The sequence below is a fragment of the Natrarchaeobius chitinivorans genome (assembly GCF_003841505.1).
Lineage (GTDB): Archaea > Halobacteriota > Halobacteria > Halobacteriales > Natrialbaceae > Natrarchaeobius > Natrarchaeobius chitinivorans.
In genome coordinates this window covers 17,315-36,613 of record NZ_REGA01000017.1, presented here as the reverse complement: position 1 = coordinate 36,613, position 19,299 = coordinate 17,315, and the positions used below count along the sequence as shown (strand labels likewise).

The window sequence follows — 19,299 nt, the reverse complement described above, 5'->3', positions numbered from 1 at the left end:
GGATTACCATTTATGTGCCGACGCCCTCACCCGTTCGATATCCATGAGTTTCCTTCGACGACTGGTACCGGCAGCGATCCGACGCAGGTACACGGTCAAATTTGCGATCGTCTTCCTGCTCGTCGGTCTGTCGGTTGGCCTCCTCGGATTCGGTGCGGCCGCCGTCGTCACGGACGACGTCGAACAGCGCGCCGAGTCGAGTCAGCTCTCCGTTACCGAACGGGACGCACAGGGACTACAGCAGTGGCACGAACGGAACGACCGAACGGTTTCGATGGTCGCCTCGTCGGACGCCATCGCGGGCGACGATACCGACGCGATCGAGGCGCAGTTCCTCGAGTGGGAACAACGCCTCGGCGACGACGCCGTCGCGCTCAGTTACGTCGACACGACCGACGGGACGGTGCTCGTGAGCACCGCCGACGAACTCGGCGACCGCTCACTCGACGACCTCGACGGCGTCGACGCCGACGCCGCAACCGGGGCACCGACCGACGACCCCTGGACGTCGAGTCCGTACCTGACCGACGACGGTCTCGAGGAGGAAACGGCCGTCGTGACCTACGTCCTCGCTGCCTCCGGCCAGAACGATCGGGCAGTCGTCTACACGGTCGACGTCGAATCCTACGGGAGCCAGCTCGCGGACGGAAGCTCGGCCACGACGGTAGTCGTCGACGGAAACGATCGGATCGTCCTCGACAGTGCAGGCTCCGAGGCGTTCGGTCTCGAGTACGACGGCGGCGATCCGGGCTGGGCGCGGGGAGACGGGACGTACGTGCGACAGGCGTCCGCCGGAAGCGCGAGCGTTCTCGAGAACTACGGGTACGGAGACGAAGGCTACGTCGTGAGTGGTGCGGTCGTCGACGGCACCGACTGGGTCGTTCTCACTCACACGCCCGAAAGCGAGGCGTACGGCTTCGTCGCTGCGGTCAACGAGTGGGGGGCCATCGGCGCAGGAGTCGGTATCCTGTTGTTCGGGCTGGTCGGTATCGTCCTCGGGCGAAACACGTCGTCGGCGATCGGCCGTCTCCGAGCACAGGCGGCCGAGGTCGCGGACGGAAACCGTGACGTCGCGTTCGAGACGAAACGGATCGACGGTATCGGCCGTCTTTCCGCCGAACTCGAATCGGTACAGACGTCGCTGACCGAGCAGATCGACGACGCGCACGCGGCGCGTGAAGACGCCGAACGGGAACGCGAGCACCTCGCCCAGGTCAACGACCGCCTCGAGCGACGCGCGGACGAGTACAGCGAGGTACTGGCGACGGCTGCGGAGGGAGACCTGACGGCGCGGATGGACGGCGACGCCGAGGACGACGCGATGGACGCGATCGCGACGGAGTTCAACGAGATGATCGAGGAGGTCGAACGAACCGTCGCGGAACTGAACCAGTTCGCCGCGTCTGTTTCGGCGGCCTCCGAGGAGGTAACGGCCTCGAGCGAAGAGGTTCGGGCCACCTCCCAGCAGGTCACCGACTCGGTCCGGGAGATTTCCGACAACGCCGACCGACAAAACCAGTCGTTGCAGGCAGTCAACCAGGAGATGAGCGTTCTCTCGACGACGACCGAAGAGATCGCGGCGACAGGAAACGACGTCGCAGACATCGCAGAGCGGACGGTCGAAACCGGAAAAGAGGGGCGTGGGGCCGCACGCGCGGCGATCGAGGCGATGAACGAGATCGAAGGCGAATCCGAAGGCGCAGTCGCCGAAATTCAGCGACTCGAAGAAGAAGTCCAGCAGATCGACGAACTGATCGCGACGATTTCGGACATCGCCCACCAGACCAACATGCTGGCGCTCAACGCGAACATCGAAGCCTCGCGCTCGGCGTCCGGGGAGAACGAAGAAGGCTTTTCGGCAGTCGCGAGAGAGGTCAAGGCCCTCTCCCAGGACGTCGCCGGAGCGGCGAACGAAGCCGAAGCGCGACTCGAGGCGATCCGCGAGCGGACCGAACTATCGGCGGCCGAGGTCGAAGGAACCAGTGCGCACATCGAAGACGCGAGCGAACAGGTCGAGGCAGCCGTCGAGGCCCTCGAGGAGATCGCCGATCTGGCCCAGGAGACCAACAGCGGGGTACAGGAAATCTCCGCGACGACCGAAGAACAGGCCGCGTCGACCCAGGAAGTCGTCGCCATGGTCGACGACGTGGCGACGATTTCCGAACGAACGAGCACGCGGTCGGAGACCGCCGCCTCCGCGGCCGAAGCACAGGAGAGTGCGCTGACCGAAGTGAGTCAGTCGGCCTCGAGACTCGCCGAACAGTCGACGGAACTAGCAGGAATCCTCGATCGATTCGACACCGACGTCGACGAGGACGACCTCGAGGTCGATCCCGGAGAAACCGTCGCGGACGTTTCGGACGATACGGCAACCGGCGAAAGCGCCGCCGCCGACGAAATCCGACCCGCCGACGCCTTGCGGGATGTCGTGGCCGATTCCGAAGACGCGGTCGGGGCCAACGAGGGTGCTGTCGACGACGATACGGGCGACGGTGTCGATGACGGCGACGCCGCTTCTCCCTCCGTCGACGTGGCGGATGCGGACAGCGCCGCCGACGAAGCCGCACCTGACACCGATGAACCCGTACCCGATCCCGACGAAGCTGCAACTGACGCCGATGAACCCGTAGCCGATGCAATTTCAATCGGGGAGGAAGATCTCGAGGGGGGAATTACCTTCACAGCCGACCGACCGGAGTCGGACCCACTCGAGTCGAATGCCAGTCCGACCGACGAATCGGAGTCGGAAGCCGACCGACTCGACCTCGACGACGAATCCGTCTCGTTCGACGCGGAGCCACCGACCGAGGATCTCGCGGGCGAGGTGACCAGAGATTCATCGACTCCCGAAGCGACACCTGACGAACCGATCGAGGCTGCCGATCCGCTCGGAAGCGGCCCCGTCGATCTCTCTCGAGGCGATGACGACGGCGAGTCGGTCGACGACGAAGCGCTCAGTGACGAGCCGGTCGACGACGAAGCATTCGGCTATCGTGACGACGACCTCGACCCGGAGCCAGAGGACGACTCGAGCGACGAAAAGACGTCGGCCCAGCCGAACACGGCACCGACGATCGACGATCCACTGCAAGCCGGGGATCTCGGCGACCCGGACTGGAGTGACGAGCCGGCCGATCCTGGGCCGAGCGATGAGGAACTCGAGGACGACCCCGGAGGTCTCGAGGCGGAAAACGACCCGCTTGCCGCCGGGTCGACTGACGACCCGCTTGCCGCCGGGTCGACTGACGACCCGCTTGCGGCTGATTCGGAAGGTTCCGAATCGGAAGACGATCCACTGGCTTTCGATACGGACGACGATCCGAACGCACCCGAGTCGAAAGGCACCGAATCGGAAGACGATCCGTTGACCGGCGGTGCGGATGACGATCCCCTTGCGATCGGTCCGGATGACGACCCACTCGTACCCAAGTCGGAAAACGACACGGCTACGCCCGAGGCAGACGATCCGCTCGCAGACGGGTCGGTCGATACCGAGACAGAAGACGATCCGCTCGCTCTCGGACCGGGCGACGACGCCTCTGACTCGGAACCAGGCGACGAGTCGTCGATTCCGGCGACAGAAGAGACAGCCGTCGAAACCGGCGAAGGCGAACTCGAGGTGGACGATGACGTCGAACTCGACGGAGACACCCAATCCGAAACGGAAGACGACGCCGAGTTCGACGGTGACGCCGACGAGAGCGTCGAGTCCGAAGACGGCGACACCGAACCCGACCCGGAAGGCGACGAATCCGAAGACGACGGCGGAGAGTTCGAAAACGCTGACGATGTGTTCACGTTCGGAGAGACGACCGAGAAGGAGTAGCGACGTCGCCAGCGGCCGAACGTCTGTCCGGTAACGTCGGGATCGGCCGCAAGACGATGCGCCGACTCTCGTGGACGTCCTCGAGCGGATCGACAGTCGTCCCGGCGTTGCCGTCGTCGTTCGCTACCTTTTTGCCTGCACTCTGGCAAGAAATCCGCATGCTTACCGTGCGGGCCCCAGCGACGAGTGCGAACCTCGGGAGCGGCTTCGACGTCTTCGGCGTCGCGCTCGGAGCGCCCGCGGACGTCGTTCGCGTCGAACGCGCTTCGGAAACGACGATTTCGGTTACCGGGGTCGGAAGCCAGTACATCCCCGAAGATCCGGAGAAAAACACCGTCGGAGCCGTCGCCGATGCGCTCGACGCGCCGGCACACATCCGAATCGACAAGGGCGTTCGTCCGTCTTCGGGCCTCGGCTCGTCCGCGGCGAGCGCCGCCGGTGCCGCCGTTGCGCTCAACGCGCTCTACGATCGCGGACTCTCGCGCGAGGAACTCGTTCCGATCGCCGCTGAAGGCGAGGCGCTCGTCTCCGGCGAAGCGCACGCGGACAACGTCGCCCCCTCCTTGCTCGGCGGGTTCACGATCGTCACTCGCGACGACGTGACCCAGGTCGACGCCTCCATTCCCGTCGTCGCCTGTCTCCCGGAAACGACCGTCTCGACGCGGGACGCGCGCGAGGTCGTTCCCGATCGAGCGGGGATCGAAGACGTCGTCGACACCGTCGGTCACGCCGCGACGCTCGCCGTCGGGATGGCGAAAAACGATCCGGCGATCGTTGGCCGGGGCATGGACGACGAGATCGTCACGCCCGAACGCGCCGCACTCATCGACGGCTACGACCGCGTGCGCGACGCCGCACTCGAGGCGGGTGCGACCGGCGTCACCGTAAGCGGTGCCGGTCCGGGCGTACTGGCCGTCTGTCGGCGCTCGAGTCGTCGGGCAGTTGCCTCGGCGATGCTCGACGCATTCGACGCCGTCGGCATCGAGAGCCGGGCGTACCAGACCCACGTCGGCGAGAGTGCGCGACTGTATCGCGAGTAGCGTATGAGCCACAGGACGGACGCCGCACTCGCGGTGATCGTTCTTTTCGCGGCGTGGGCTGCGTTCGTCCTCGTCGAGGCGTCGGTTTCAGTTTCTGCAGCCGTTCTGGGGTGCCTCGGAACGGTCGCGTTCGAGGTCGTGGCGGCTCGAAACCCCGAACCGATCCGGCGGCGATGGGAGTCGCGACCGGTACAGGTCGCTGCGGTCGTCACCGCTCTCGCTACGATCGTCGGCGGCGCGACCGTCGCACCCTCGCACGTCCTTTCAGCAGTGAGCGGCGCACTCACGACGTATCTGGTATTTCTGGCTCTCGTGACGGTCCGTCGATCGAGGACGAGTTCGCAGAGCTGACCGCATCGTATTCGGTCCCCGAAATAACCGTGAAAACGACGCTTCGGTTCGAGCAGACAGTCGTCGCCGTGTTATACGGTTTACTGTACGTCATTGCCGGCGCACCCGCCGCCCGGGTCGTGGGTGCGCCGGTACACAGGGACAGTAATCCGTATTAGACGCCTCGGCCCTGCATCTTCTCCTCTTCGGGGAGATCGACGTTCGCGTCGCCTTTCATCCCCTTGCCGAGGTTCTTCGAGATGTCGGAGAGCGCCTCGGCGTCGTCCCAGTTGTTGACGGCCTCGACGATCGCCTCGCCCATCGCCGGCGGATTCTCCGCGCCGAAGATGCCGCTGCCGACGAAGATGCCGTCACACTCGTGGTGCATCATGAGCGCGGCGTCGGCAGGCGTCGCGATGCCACCCGCGGCGAAGTTCACGACCGGCAGTCGGCCCATCTCGGCAGTCTCGTGGACCAGTTCGGCGGGCGCTTCGATCTCGCGGGCGTAGGCTTCGCGTTCCTCGTGAGTCATCCCCTCGATCTTGCGGATCTCGCCTTTGATCGTACGCTGGTGGTGGACGGCCTGGTTGACGTCGCCGGTGCCCGCTTCGCCCTTGGTCCGGATCATCGCCGCGCCCTCGTCGATCCGACGGAGCGCCTCGCCGAGGTTGCGCGCGCCACAGACGAACGGGGCGGTAAAGTCGCGTTTGTCGATGTGGTAAGCGTCGTCGGCCGGCGTCAGCACCTCGGATTCGTCGATCATGTCGACGCCGACGGCCTCCAAGATCTGGGCCTCCTTGACGTGGCCGATCCGGGACTTGCCCATGACGGGGATCGACACTTCGTCGACGATCTCGGCGACGTCTGCGGGGTCGGCCATCCGGGCGACGCCGCCGCGTTTGCGGATGTCGGCGGGCACCGCCTCGAGGGCCATAACTGCCACCGCGCCGGCGTCCTCGGCGATCCTGGCCTGCTCGGGGTCGACGACGTCCATGATTACGCCACCCTTTTGCATCTGTGCGAACCCGCGCTTGACGAGGTCGGTTCCCCGTCGCAGTTCCTCGAGATCAGTATCCTCTGGCATACTCCGGCGTTAGGATCCGTTCCACTTACGCGTGTCGTGTTTCCTCACGGACCCACGACCGGCGACGCACGTCGCCTGTCACTCCAAAACAGGCTGGCGAAAACGCAAACCTGTCTCGAGCCGAACGGTCGTAATCGCTATCGTTTTGCGTCCGCCGTCCGTCGCGCCGGACGATGACCGACTCGAGGGGACGCGACCTCCCGGCGCGCGATCCGCTGCCGAGATACCTCGCACCCGTCCCGAAACGGATCGAGGACCTCGGATTGCGGTTTGCGTGGCTCGTCGTCGCGGTCAACCTCGCGGGGACGGTTTTCGGCTTCTGGTACTACTCGGGCCAGTTCGCCGAGACGCCGGCGATCATGTGGCCCTGGGTTCCCGACAGTCCGATGGCGACGCTGTTGATCGCACTCGCGATTGCAGCCTGGAAACTCGGCTACGAACTGCCGTGGCTGACGGCACTGGCGTTTTTCGGAAACGTGATTCTGGGCCTCTGGACGCCCTACACGCTATTGGTCTTCTCCGACGCCTACTCCTACCTCCACCCGCTTATGTACCAGTTTCTCTTCTGGAGTCACCTCGGGATGGTCGTCCAGGCGCTCGTCCTCCACCGTATCACCGACTTCCCCGTTCGGGCAGTCGCCGTCGCGCTTCTGTGGTACTCGAGCAACCTGATCGTCGACTACTTCGTTCCGATCGTCGAGGGGCCACACGGCGTCCACCACACGACGATTCCCGTCGGACAGGACACGCCGATGTTCCTCGGCGCGGACGCGCTGGGAGTCGTCGCCGCCGGCGAGGTGACGTTTACGCTGCTCGCGCTCTTTCTCGCGCTTGCGATCCGCGTCGAGAAACTAAAACTCGCCCTCGCTCGAGTACACCGCCGGGACGTCTGACCGATTGTCCGCCGGCTGGACGGGGGCTCTTGGTCGTCGAAGCCCAACTGTGAGTATGCCCCTGGGAGTGATCGACCGAGGCGAGCGGCCGACGGTGGCGGGCTGGATTCGCGGCCTCTGGGAGTACTACCGGACATATACGGCGACTCCGATCCACACCGCGTCGGCGGCAGCGCTCGCCATTTTCGGCCTGCTCGTCTTCGTCGATCCGATCTTTGCAGCGGTGGCAATCGCGTCCTACGTCCTGCCACCGGTCGTCCTCTACACGCTCGGCGTCGACGTCGGTGTCCGCCCGAGCAAATCGAAGCGAGACCGTCCGGAAGCCACCGGTAGGCGACATTCGAGCGACAGCGCCCGGACCGAACGGGGCCGCAGGACGGACGACGACTCGAGGAGCGTCACCGGTAGTCCGCGCTCGACCGACGCAGACGGCGGGGGTGATACTGGTTTCGACGGCGACACCGACGCTGATACCGACTCCGATAGCGACGACGGTGATGCTGACTCCGACGGGGACACTGACTCCGATAGCGACGACGGTGATGCTGACTCCGACTCCGATAGCGACGATGGAGACTCCGACTCCGATAACTAACCGTTCGCTCGATCGCCCCCGAAAATCGTTCGATCGTCTCCGAAAACCGTTCGCTCGATTATCCCGAAAATCGACGATCTTACTCGACGACGACGACCGCCGAGTCGGTCTCGAGCATCTCGCCTGCCCCCGAGTACGTGCGCTCGCGTTCGACCTCGAAGAGGTCGCTCTCGAGTTCCTCGCCGGCGACGCGGAGGACGTCCCCGTCGTCGTCGATTTCGTACTCGCCGGCGTCGATACCGGCGTCGATGTCCCCGACCGCGGAGCCGAACTTCGGTCCGAGCGTCGAGTAGTCGAGGTCGATCGACGCGATCTCCGTGGTGACCTCCGGTTCCGTCTCGAGCAAGTCGAGGTTCTGGACGTGCATCACGTTCTGGATCGCGTCCTCGAAACCGCCGACGGGTCCGAACACCGACACCGTCTCGAGCGGTTCGTTCAGCGGAAGCTGATTCTCGCTCTTGTACCGGCGGAGCGCACCGATCACTTCCATCGCGGTTTCGCCTGCTTCGAGGTCGGCCTCGTGCCCCTGCGGCTCGGGCCAGTCGCGGGTGTGGATGCTCTCGAGGCGGTCTCGCGGCTCGCTCTCGCCGCTCGAGCTCTCCGAGACGCGACGCTCCTCGCCGTCCGCGTAGACGGCCTGCCAGATCTCTTCCGTCACGTGGGGCAAGAACGGGGCCCACAGCTCGAGGAACGTTCGATGTGCCGTCCGCAACGCGTACTGGGTCGAGGGGTTGTCCTCTCGCCCCTTGGCGATCTCGAGGTAGTCGTCACAGAAGGTGTTCCAGAAGAACGTTCGCAGTCGATCCCGGCCTTTGGCGAACTCGTAGTTCTCGAAGTTGGCCGTCAGCGTTTCGATCGCGTCGTCGAGTTCCGCGAGCAGCCAGCGATCGATCGGCTCGAGTTCGTCGGGTTCGTCGGGATCGGCAGGCGCGAGCGTGTCGACCAGTTTCGAGGCGTTCCAGAGCTTCCGGAGGAGTTTCTCGCCGGCGCGCAGATCCTTCTCCTGATACGGGAAGTCGTCGCCGACGGCGGCACTGGCCGCCCAGAAGCGAACCGCGTCGACGGGGTAGTCGGCAAGCACCTCGTCGGGTGCGACGACGTTCCCTCTGGACTTGGACATCTTCTCGCGGTTCTCGTCTAACACGTGGCCGTTGATCAGCGTCGCGTCGAACGGCACCTCGCCGGTGTGTTCGTAGCACTTGACGATAGTGTGGAACAGCCAGAACGAGATGATGTCGTGGCCCTGCGGACGGAGGTCGAACGGGTACAGTTCCGGCTTCTCCATCGCGAACTCCTCGGCGTCTGCGTCCCAGTCCCAGCCCGCGTTGATAAGCGGCGTCAGCGAGGAGGTCGCCCAGGTGTCGAAGACGTCCTCTTCGGCCTCGAACCCGTCGTGGCCACACTCCGGACAGGCGTCGACCGGCGGTTCGTCCGAGAGCGGGTCGACTGGAAGGTCCTCCCGATCGGCCATAATCGGGTGATCGCACTCCTCGCAGTACCAGACCGGAAACGGGATGCCCGAGTCGCGCTGGCGGGAGATGAGCCAGTCCCACTCGAGGCCCTCGATCCAGTGGCGATACCTGGTGAACATCTTCTCGGGGTACCACTCCATCTCCCGGCCGGCCTCGAGGTACTCATCCTTGTGATCTAAGATTTCGACGTACCACTGCTTGGAGACGCGGAACTCGACGGGCGTGTCACAGCGCTCGTGGACGCCGACGGCGTGGGTGATCTCCCAGCGGTCGCGGAGGTAGTCCTCCTCGTCTAAGTCCTCGACGATGGCCTCGCGGGCTTCCTCGGTCGACATCCCTTCGTAGTCGCCCGCCAGGTCGGTCATCGTGGCGGACTCGTCGATGGCGACGCGAAGCGGCAGGTCGTGGGCCTGGTACCACTCGATGTCCTTCTGGTCGCCGAAGGTACAGCACATGACGATGCCGCTGCCTTTCTCCATGTCGACGCGCTCGTCGGCGATGATCGGCACCTCGTGGCCGAAGATCGGGATTCTCGCCTCCTCGCCGACGAGGTCCTGATTCTCGTCGTCGTCGGGGTGGACGAAAACGGAGACGCAGGCGGGGATCAGTTCGGGTCGCGTCGTGGAGATGACGAACTCGTTGCGGTCCGTGCCGTCACTGGCCACCTCGAACGCGATGTCGTTGAAGTGCGATCCGCGTTCGTCGTCTTCCATCTCGACCTGCGAGATGGCCGTCTCGCACTCCGGACACCAGATCGCCGGCGCTTTCTTACGGTACTCCCGCCCCTTCTCGTAGAGGTCGAGAAAGGAGAGCTGGGAGATGCGCTGGACCCGGGGCTCGATCGTCTTGTACGTACTCGACCAGTCGATCGAGCAGCCCAGATCCTGCATCTTGTCGGTGAACTCGGCCTCGTACTCCGTACAGACCTCGCGACAGAGTTCCTGGAACTCCCGTCGCTCGTAGTCCTGGTGGCGGATGTCGAGTTCCTGTTCGGTCAGCCGTTCGCTCGCGATCCCGTTGTCGTCGTAGCCGAAGGGAAAGAGCACGTCGCCGTCGGCCATCCGCTGGAAGCGCGCGGCGAAATCCTGCAGCGTGTGACCGTAGAGGTGACCCATGTGAAGGCTGCCCGACACCGTCGGCGGCGGCGTGTCGATCGCGTAAACGGTGTTCGGGTCGCGTTCCGCATCGCCCTCGTAGGCGTAGGTCTCCTCGTCGACCCACCGTCGCTGCCAGCGGGACTCGACGGCCTCGGGATCGTAGCCGCCCTCGAGCGACGGCCCATCGCCGCCGTCGTCCGCTTGCTCCGGCGCGTCCATACTCATGCTCTCACCGCCCGCGTGGGGCGTCGTCGGTGCATCGAATTCTGCCGTCTGCGTGATAGATCGATCATGTCTGGTACTGGTCGTTGGTCGATGAATGCTGGTCGCCGACAATACATCCGTCGAAACGGGGTGGTGAGTGGGGGGCTACGAGGCCCCTACGAAAACTGCGGTCTGCGGTTCGGAGACGGCTCCGCCATCTCTCACGACGGCGACGTTCATACCTGCTCATACTCCGGGGATCCGTGTTAGGTGTTTCGCGTTCGTCGGTCCTCGGGGTCGTGCCGTGTCGACGGGCGCCTGGTCGGTGAAATCCGTCCGTTTGGGGGAAGCGTTATCCGTCGGCGTACTGGAGCACATCTGGATGAACGGACCGAAGCCGATCCAGCGAGTACGTCGATGGAACGCCGTCGATGGGTCGTGATCTCGCCGATCGGTACGCGAACGCGGTGGTCGGACGGAGCGCCATCGTCGTCGCCGTCGTCCTCCTCCTCACGGCGCTGGTCGGTGCCGGCGCGGTCGTCAACGAGACCGAAGACGCCGGTATCGGCGAGTTCGAAACCGACTCCGAGGAGCAGGCGGCTCTCGAGTACGTCGAGGAGAACTACGAGACCGACGACAGGATCGTCACCCAACTGGTCGTCCGAGAGGACGGGGGCGACGTTCTCACCAGAGAGTCGCTGCTCGAGGGGCTGGCGCTCCAGGCGGAGGCCCGCGAGAACGAGTCGGTAACCGAGACGCTCGACGACGACGGATTCGTCGGCGTGGAAAACGTCGTCGCAACCGCGGCACACACCGAAGATCGGATCGAGGAGTTCGAGGAACGCGGCGAGGAACTCGGTGAGCGCGGCGAGGAACTCGAGGCCCGAAGCGACGCCCTCGAAGCGGGACTCGACGACGTTCGAGAGATCCAGCGCGCTTACGAACGACTGAACGCGACGACCGACGAGAGCGATCCGGCGTACCAGGAAAGCGCCGCCGAACTCGAGGCCGAGTTCGAGACCGCCGTCGAGAACGCGACCGAGGCGGCGGAACTCGACGACGAGAAGGCTGCGGAGTACGAGAACCTCACGAGAGAGATTCGCGGGCTCGAGTCCGCGCAGTTCGGGATCGAACAGGCGACCGACGAACCGGAGGAAACCGCCGAGTACCAGGAGACGACGGAAGCCATCGAAGGGGTCTACGCCGCCGCAACCGTCGGCCTCCTCGAAAAGGAGTTCGAGACGCTGGAAGAGGAGTTCGAGGCGCTCGAGGCGGAACGCGACGCGTTCGAAGAGGACGACGGTCCGACGCTCGACGAACAGATCGCCGCCCTCGAGGATCGGTCGGACGAGGCGGTCGAACAACTCCTCGCGGACGTGCTCGACCCCGATTCGGACGCCGGCAGCGGCCAGGATCCAACCGTTTTCGTTCCACAGGGGTACGAACCGGGCGACACTTCCGCGGACGCACGGATTACGTTCTTCTTCCAGGAGGGCGAATCTGCCGGGGACGAAACCGGCAACGGCGGTGCCGAGGCTGGGGACGACGACCCGTCAGAAGCCGCTGACGACGACCTCTCCGAACCCGCCGCCGAGGCCCAACTCGAGGTTCAGTCGCTGTTCGAGGAGCGTTTCGACGACGGCTTCGTCTTCGGCGAGGCGATCACCGACGCGGCGACGTCGAGCGCCGTCGGCGACAGCTTCGCGATCATCACGCCGGTCGCGCTCGTGGCCGTCCTCGCCATCCTCGCGATCACCTACCGGGACGTCGTCGACGTGGTGATCGGTCTGGCCGGTATCGGAGTCGTGATGGCCTGGCTCGCCGGATTGCTGGGATGGCTCCAGATCCCGACCAGCCAGTTGCTGATCGCCGTCCCCTTCCTGCTGATCGGGCTCTCGATCGACTACGCCCTCCACGTCGTCATGCGCTACCGGGAGGCGAGGGCGGGGACGCTCGAGATCGGTGGCCCAGAACTGAACCCGGACTCGGCAGATCGTGTCCCAGACGACTCGGACAGTCGGCTGAGAGAGGACTCGAGCGGCCAGGCACCGGCAAGGGATGACGGTCGGTCGTCGGAGGTGACTGACGGGGTAGCTCGAGGTGTCCGTGCCGGCATGGTACTCGGGCTGGGCGGGGTCGTCCTGGCGCTCGCGGTGGCCACGTTCTCGACGGGCGTCGGGTTCCTCTCGAACGTGGTCAGTCCGTTGCCGGCGATTCGTGACTTCGCGATCCTCGCGGCGGGCGGCATCTTCGCGACGTTCGTCGCGTTCGGCGTCTTCGTCCCGGCGCTCAAAGTTGAGGTCGACGGCCTGCTCGAGAAGCGGTCCGACCGCACCCGCGCGAAACCGGCGTTCGGAGTGACGCCGGGACCGATCAATCGAGTGCTCTCGAGCGGGGTCGTCTTCGCCCGACGGGCACCGCTCGCGGTCGTCCTCGTCGCCCTCCTACTCGCCGTCGGCGGCGCGTACGGCGCGACCGGGATCGACACCGAGTTTAACGAGGCCGATTTCCTCCCCCAGGACGGGCCCGACTGGGCGAAATCGCTGCCCGGCCCGCTCGCGCCGGACACCTACACGATCGCGGACGACGCCGAGTACCTCGCCGACAACTTCCAGGATCCCGACTCGCAGGCGGAAATACTGATACGTGGGGACGTGACCGACCCGACGACGCTCGCCGCGATCGAGGACGCTCGCGAGAACGCCGAAACGGGAGACGACGCCACCATCGACGCCCGAAGTGACGGAACGGCGGCAGTCGAGGGGCCGCTCACTGTCCTCGAGGCCGTCGCCGACGACGACCAGACGGTTGCCGACGGACTCGATGAACGGGACACGACCGGCGACGGCGTCCCCGACGAAGATCTTGCGGGGCTGTACGACCTGCTGTACGAGGCCGACTCGGATGAAGCATCGACAGTACTCGACCGGACCGAAGACGGGGAGTACGAGTCCGCTCGCCTGATCGTCAGCGTCCGCGGCGACGAGTCGGCACAGGCCGTCGCCGACGACGTACGGGCGCTCGCAAGCGGAATCGAATCCGAGACGGGTTCGGGAGCGAGCGACGGAGGGGATACTGCGTTCGATAGCAGCGACACGACGATTGACAGCAGTGACGCGCCGGTAACGGCCGTCGCGACGGGCGGTCCCGTGACCACCGCCGTCGTCCAGGATGCCTTGCTCGAGACGCTGGTGCAGGCGCTCGCGGTGACGCTCGTCGTCATCGGTGCGTTCCTCACGATCCTCTACTGGGTGCGCCATCGGGCGCTCTCGCTCGGACTCGTGACGCTCGCGCCCGTCGTCATCGCACTGGCGTGGCTGCTGGGAACGATGGCCCTGCTCGACGTCCCGTTCAACAGCGAGACGGCCGTCATCACGAGCCTGGCGATCGGTCTCGGCGTCGACTACAGCATCCACCTCGGCGAGCGGTTCGTCGTCGAACGGGAACGACGAGGGGTCGGCGGAGCCGATTCCCGGGATGGGACCACGAGTGACGGGGAAGGTACTGACCGAGACGAAGCCGTCGAAGAGGCCCTCGAGGCGACGGTCACCGGGACGGGTGGTGCCCTGCTCGGAAGTGCGGCCACGACCGCGACGGGGTTCGGTGTCCTCGCACTGGCACTCGCCCCGCCGCTGCAGCGGTTCGGGATCGTGACCGGCGTGAGTATCGTCTTCGCGTTCGTCGCCTGTCTCACCGTGTTACCGTGTCTGCTGGTGCTTCGCGAGCGGTTCCTCGGCTGGCGGTCGGCCGGAAGGTGAGATCGGCATATATATAGCTTGGTGGTCGGATGGCGGGTCGCCAGTCGTCCACCCGTTTTAACGGTTCGTGCACCCGTCGTGTCGCATATGACCGCAGAGCAAACCAGACGAGCCCTCCTCGGCGGCGTCGCGACGACCGGTCTCGCGGCGCTCGCCGGCTGTAGCAGTATGACCCCGCTGGTCGGACAGCGCCTCGAGCAAACCGAGACGATTTCGCTCGGGGACGCCGAATCAGTCCTCGTCCACGGCAACGTCGGTACCGTCTCGGTAACCGGCCGCGACCGCGACGACGTCTCCGTCGACGCCGAGAAGCAATCGAGTTCGATCCGGACAGATCTCGAGGAGTTACGCCTCCGTGCGGATCACACCGACGACGGACTCGTAATCGGCCCCGAGTGGGAGGGTCGCGAGGGGTGGTTCCAGAGTGAGCCGTCGATGAACCTCGAGGTCGAACTGCCCCGGGATCTCCCGCTCGAGGAAGTTCGGACCAGCGTCGGCCGCGTCACCGTCAGGGACGTCACCGGCGATCTGGCCGTCGAGACGAGTACCGGCCGGGTCGACGTCGACGGCGTCGACGGGGCCGTCGGCGCACGAACGAGTACGGGTCGGGTGACGATCCGCGACGTGGACGTGCTCCACGACGTGACCACGAGTACGGGTCGCGTCGACGCTCACGTTCCGGCGATCGACGGCGACACGACGGTGTCGACCAGCACCGGACGTATCGAGGCCGCGATCGATCCGGAGATCGACGCGGACCTCCACGTCACCACCAGTACCGGAAGGATCGACGTCGACGACCTCGAGTTGACCGACGCGGCGGAGGGGAGCGACCTCGTCACGGGAACGCTCGGCGACGGCGGCCCGACGCTTCGGTTCGAGACGAGTACCGGCCGGATCACGCTCGGTTCCCTCAGCTGAGCCGTTTTCCTCGTTCGAGGCCGACTACATCGGCCGGGCACGACGCTCGAGCCGAACGTTTATTTGCTCACGCCGGGCAGTCACCATCGAATGTCAGGTGCCGCGACCACACACGCCGACGATCGATCCGGCCGGATCGGTGCCGGTATCCGACGGTTCGTCGCGGTACCCCTTCGACGGCAGACGTATCTCAACCTCGCGTACCTCGTGCTCGCGTTTCCGCTGGGACTCGCATACTTCGTGGTCGTCACGATCGGCGTCTCGGTCGGGATCGGCTTTTCGCTCTCCATCGTCGGACTTCCGATCGGAATCCCCATCCTCCTCCTTACGGTCGGCATCACGCTCGCGGTCGCCGGCTTCGAACGCTGGCTAACGGCGGCGCTACTCGACCTCGAGATAGAACCGGGAACCGAGTTAGACGGAAAGCGACACCGGGATCTGCTCGTCTCGTTGCTCACCGAACCGAAAACCTGGTCGTCGCTGATTTACGTCCCCGTGAAGTTCGTTCTCGGCGTCGTCTCGCTCGTCCTCGTGACGACGGGGCTGTCGACTGCGGTGAGCATGGTGATGCTTCCGTTTTACTACGACCGACCGGGGCTGTACGTCGGCGTCGTCTCGGATCGCGCCCCCGAGATCCACCAGACGCTCTATCTGGGCTGGAACTACCTGCTCGTCGGCGTCGAGGCCGTGTTTACCCTCGGCTACTGGCGGATTTCGACGCTTCCGGAAGCCCTGCTCGCCGCCGTCCTCGGCGTCGCCCTTCTGTTCGCGACGCTGCACGCCCTCAACGGCCTCGCCCGCGTCTGGGGATGGTTCGCACGTACAACTCTCGAGGACGGCTACGATCCCCTCGCGGTCGTCGCGCGGTCGCTCTCTGAGTGACCGATCTTCACAGAGCTCGGCCCCACAGTATACGGAAAGGCAAGGAGAAAGCCCCGTCTCTTCAGAGGGGGGCGGATGTCAACCTTCGAGGCCGCTGTCGGAGTGCGCTCGGACCCACAGTTCCCCGATTCTCGAGAGGCGTGTACGGTAAGATTTCCCGTGTTCTTCGCGCTCGATGTACCCCTTGCCGCCCGGCCCGAGTCGGTCGACGTTGTAGATGACCTTCGAGCGAAAGCTGTCGGTGTACTCCTCGTTGAGTTCGCGCGCGAGCGACTCGGCGAGTTCAGAGACCGAAGCGAACTCACCGTCCTCGCCGAGTTTGTAGAGGATGAGTTCCTCGAAGGGTTTGACGTTCGAAAACGAGGCGACCGGCAACTCGACGATGTGGCGACCGTCGATCTCTTTCGCTCCGATCGTCGTCCCGCGCTCGTCGAACTCCGCGAGCAGGTCGCGGGCGCTCTCGAGGCGGGTCCCGATGCGTTCGTCTTCGATCCCCTCGCTGTCGTCGATGTCGAGGTCCTCGAGGAGGGCGATCTGTTCGCGCAATTCTTCGGCGAGTTCGGTCTCGAGGTACTTCTCGGGGGCGGTGTAGTATGTGTGGATCGATTCGCGTTCGTCTTCGCGTTCGACCATCAGCGAGTGGGCGGCGTTGGCGAACGCGAAACTCACGGTTCGAGGCATCGCTGCCACGTTCACCCACACCTCGTTCCCGCGGTCGAGTTCGGCCGTGATGAGTTCGTATGCCTGTTCGAACGCCTCGTCGTAGTCGTAGACGTCCTCGAGGACGAACCGGTCCGTCTCGGCACCCAGCAGGTTCCGAAAGTCCGTCTCGAGTTTCGTCGAGAGGTGACGGGAGTACTCGACGTTAGCCTCGCTCCCGACCGCGCCCTCGAGGAGAATGACGCTGTCGACGTCGATCTGATCGCGGACCAGCGGGGCGATCAGCCGGTCGTAGTCGAAGCCGACCGGGACGATGTGAGTCTGCATACGTGATACAGCGACTCGGGGCGTATAAATATCACCAGACTTTCGACTACTCGATTACCGACCGTCGCTGTTTGCCGTCTCCGCGGCCCGGACCGTCTTGTGACTCGGTTCAAAATGGGATAGCGGATTCGAACAGTTACGGGATGGTGAAATTACTACGAGGTATAGAAATGGCTATGTGTGTGTATAATGATGATGTTTGTATGTGTGCCAATCAGGACGAGTTATATGACGCAATATCGAACGAAACGCGACGCAACCTATTGTTTTCGCTACTAAATGAGGCACCTCAGACAGATCTGCCAAATAATCTGGATACGCCGCCTGGCAACCTAGACCGGATCGAATATCGTCACAAACATCTACCGAAGTTAGACGATTACGGCTTTATCAACTGGAACAGAGAGTTAGACCGTGTCGAAAGAGGACCGAGGTTCGGTGACGTCAGGCCGGTACTAGAAGCGTTGTACAAGCACCACGCCGAATTCAAGTGTAGTCCCAGCCCTCAGTAACAAAAGCGAATGTCAGAGAACGGATCGTATACTGTCTTTGTGACTCCTCGACGAACGATCAGCACAGTTGTGTATAGTAACAACTGAAACGGTTCACACACCGATCGCCGATCCGTCTGGCGATCAGGCGCGCAGTAACGCCCAGCGGCCACTACAGTTCACCAGCGGAGAGGGTGCAATCAACCAGTGTGAGAGAAGTCGAGGAGCAGACGTCAGAGAGACGATCCAACGGACGTACGGACCGTACAGGTTCTATCATATATCAGTTCTGGCAAACGTTTATGGATCAGTCGTCGAGTAGGAACGATCGAAATGCCAGACGAAGTCGAGGAACGACGGGATGGGGACGCGAACGGGGGCGACGACGGAGTCGCCGACTCGAGAGTCGACGACACTGACAGCGATTCGATCCACGCTGGCGGTGACGACGAACCAGCTATCGACAGCCTGGATGACGAACCAGCTATCGACGGCTCGGACGACGACCGAACGGCCGACGGTGCCGAAAGCGAACCGGCAGTCGGCGACGGTGTGCAGTCGACGGCCGATGTCGCCGAGGAGACGGACGAGACGGCGCAGCCGGAGGAGGAAGCCGCGCAGTCAGATGACGAAGCGGCACAGTCGGAGGACGTAACCGCGCAGTCGGGAGGCAGTGGGAACGGGGGACGCGACGAGCCCCGGCCGGACGAACAGTACTGCTCGAGTTGCGGTGAGATCATCAAGGCGGAGGCGCGGATCTGTCCCCATTGCGGGGTCGAACAGAAGAAATCGGCGGGGTCCACCGAGAAGGATCCGGGGGTCGCCGCGTTGCTCTCGGGGATCGGCTTTTTCGTTCCGATCGCCGCCGGTGCGGGACAGATATACAACGGACAGGTCGGCAAGGGGATCGCGTTCGGACTGATTCAGGCGGTAAACGTCCTCCTCGTCTTCGTGCTCATCGGCTTCGTCACGTTCCCCCTGGTCGCAATTTATACGATTTACGACGCCTACAAGACCGCAGAGCGGATCAACGAGGGAGAAATCCAGGTCTAGCTGCGTTTACTCCGCTATCGAACCCGGTCGAAACTCACTCGAGACCGTCGACGAGCGTCGAGACGACTTCCCGGTCGCGTTCGGGGTCGACGGCAGCCGAATCCGTACTCGGTCGCTGATCCTCGGTCGAATCACCGTCGAGCGTGACCGTCTCGAGGGGGAGTGTCCCGCCGGCGACTCCGTAGGTCGTCTCCGCTGGCCAGACGGCAACGTGGCCCTCAGCGCGGATGCACTCGGTTCCGTCGACGGTCACCGCGGGGTCGACGGGGTAGACGACGTCGAGAACGAACCACGTTCCCTGACTACCGTTTGGCCCCTCGAACTCGAGGTCGTCGCGGACGCCCTCGACGGCCACTCCGTCGTCCTCGAGCAAGTCGACGAACTGCGATTTGGCTCTGGACGCAGCGGTCGAGTGGACCGACTCGGGGGAGACGCCGACCGACGACAGGGACGGCGAGAACGACAGGTCCACCGCGAACAGCGATCGAAGCGGAACGTCACTCGTGACGGCGTCGGCGAGCGGTAACGGTTCGACGGGTTCGTACAGCGTCGTCTCCGCGGTGATCGAAACGACGAGAACGCTCGATTCTCCGACTCGGGTCCCAAGCGGCGTCCACGTCTCGGCGAGTGACTCCGGCAAATCACGCGTCATCGGACTCGAGTAGT

At 64.5% G+C, this 19,299-nt stretch carries 13 protein-coding genes; 9 read left to right on the top strand and 4 right to left on the bottom strand.

Translation table 11 applies throughout. From position 1 onward, the window contains the following. The first annotated feature begins 43 nt into the window (after positions 1-43). The 3 genes from EA473_RS16720 to EA473_RS16710 all read left to right on the top strand — a co-directional run bounded on the left by EA473_RS16720 (position 44) and on the right by EA473_RS16710 (position 5,217). On the top strand, positions 44-3,826 hold the full coding sequence (locus EA473_RS16720; RefSeq protein WP_207890206.1) for a methyl-accepting chemotaxis protein: 3,783 nt from the start codon (positions 44-46) through the stop codon (positions 3,824-3,826). Between the two features lie 158 nt (positions 3,827-3,984). Further along, positions 3,985-4,866: a homoserine kinase gene (locus EA473_RS16715; protein ID WP_124196865.1), complete on the top strand. Its 882-nt coding sequence runs from the start codon at positions 3,985-3,987 to the stop codon at positions 4,864-4,866. Between the two features lie 3 nt (positions 4,867-4,869). After that, positions 4,870-5,217: a hypothetical protein gene (locus tag EA473_RS16710; RefSeq protein WP_124196789.1), complete on the top strand. Its 348-nt coding sequence runs from the start codon at positions 4,870-4,872 to the stop codon at positions 5,215-5,217. Positions 5,218-5,371: 154 nt separating this feature from the next. Here the strand turns inward: EA473_RS16710 and pdxS are convergent, their stop codons facing one another. Further along, the gene (pdxS, locus tag EA473_RS16705; RefSeq protein ID WP_124196788.1) at positions 5,372-6,280 is read right to left on the bottom strand and encodes a pyridoxal 5'-phosphate synthase lyase subunit PdxS; all 909 of its coding nucleotides are present in this window, start codon (positions 6,278-6,280) and stop codon (positions 5,372-5,374) included. 173 nt (positions 6,281-6,453) lie between these two features. Here pdxS and EA473_RS16700 point away from each other — a divergent pair, with 173 nt between their 5' ends. Next, complete coding sequence (locus EA473_RS16700; RefSeq protein WP_124196787.1) at positions 6,454-7,173, top strand: DUF1405 domain-containing protein; 720 nt, start codon at positions 6,454-6,456, stop codon at positions 7,171-7,173. A 55-nt stretch (positions 7,174-7,228) separates the two neighbouring features. After that, the gene (locus EA473_RS16695; RefSeq protein ID WP_124196864.1) at positions 7,229-7,768 is read left to right on the top strand and encodes a hypothetical protein; all 540 of its coding nucleotides are present in this window, start codon (positions 7,229-7,231) and stop codon (positions 7,766-7,768) included. Positions 7,769-7,847: 79 nt separating this feature from the next. On the opposite strand, the gene EA473_RS16690 is transcribed toward EA473_RS16695, so the two are convergent. Then, complete coding sequence (locus tag EA473_RS16690; protein WP_124196786.1) at positions 7,848-10,673, bottom strand: valine--tRNA ligase; 2,826 nt, start codon at positions 10,671-10,673, stop codon at positions 7,848-7,850. Positions 10,674-10,972: 299 nt separating this feature from the next. Between EA473_RS16690 and EA473_RS16685 the strand changes: the two genes are divergently transcribed. From EA473_RS16685 to EA473_RS16675, 3 genes are all read left to right on the top strand, one after another. Next, entirely contained in the window at positions 10,973-14,299 is a 3,327-nt protein-coding gene (locus EA473_RS16685) for an MMPL family transporter (RefSeq protein WP_124196785.1), read from the top strand. Between the two features lie 87 nt (positions 14,300-14,386). Further along, on the top strand, positions 14,387-15,220 hold the full coding sequence (locus EA473_RS16680) for a DUF4097 family beta strand repeat-containing protein (protein ID WP_124196784.1): 834 nt from the start codon (positions 14,387-14,389) through the stop codon (positions 15,218-15,220). Positions 15,221-15,310: 90 nt separating this feature from the next. Further along, complete coding sequence (locus tag EA473_RS16675; RefSeq protein ID WP_124196783.1) at positions 15,311-16,102, top strand: sensor domain-containing protein; 792 nt, start codon at positions 15,311-15,313, stop codon at positions 16,100-16,102. Positions 16,103-16,180: 78 nt separating this feature from the next. Here the strand turns inward: EA473_RS16675 and EA473_RS16670 are convergent, their stop codons facing one another. Beyond that, the gene (locus tag EA473_RS16670) at positions 16,181-17,089 is read right to left on the bottom strand and encodes an HFX_2341 family transcriptional regulator (RefSeq protein ID WP_124196782.1); all 909 of its coding nucleotides are present in this window, start codon (positions 17,087-17,089) and stop codon (positions 16,181-16,183) included. Between the two features lie 824 nt (positions 17,090-17,913). Here EA473_RS16670 and EA473_RS16660 point away from each other — a divergent pair. Next, complete coding sequence (locus EA473_RS16660; RefSeq protein ID WP_165875311.1) at positions 17,914-18,633, top strand: zinc ribbon domain-containing protein; 720 nt, start codon at positions 17,914-17,916, stop codon at positions 18,631-18,633. Between the two features lie 34 nt (positions 18,634-18,667). Here the strand turns inward: EA473_RS16660 and EA473_RS16655 are convergent, their stop codons facing one another. After that, positions 18,668-19,285 carry a hypothetical protein gene (locus EA473_RS16655; RefSeq protein WP_124196781.1) on the bottom strand — a complete coding sequence of 206 codons (618 nt, stop codon included), beginning with the start codon at positions 19,283-19,285 and terminating at the stop codon, positions 18,668-18,670. Positions 19,286-19,299 lie beyond the last annotated feature (14 nt).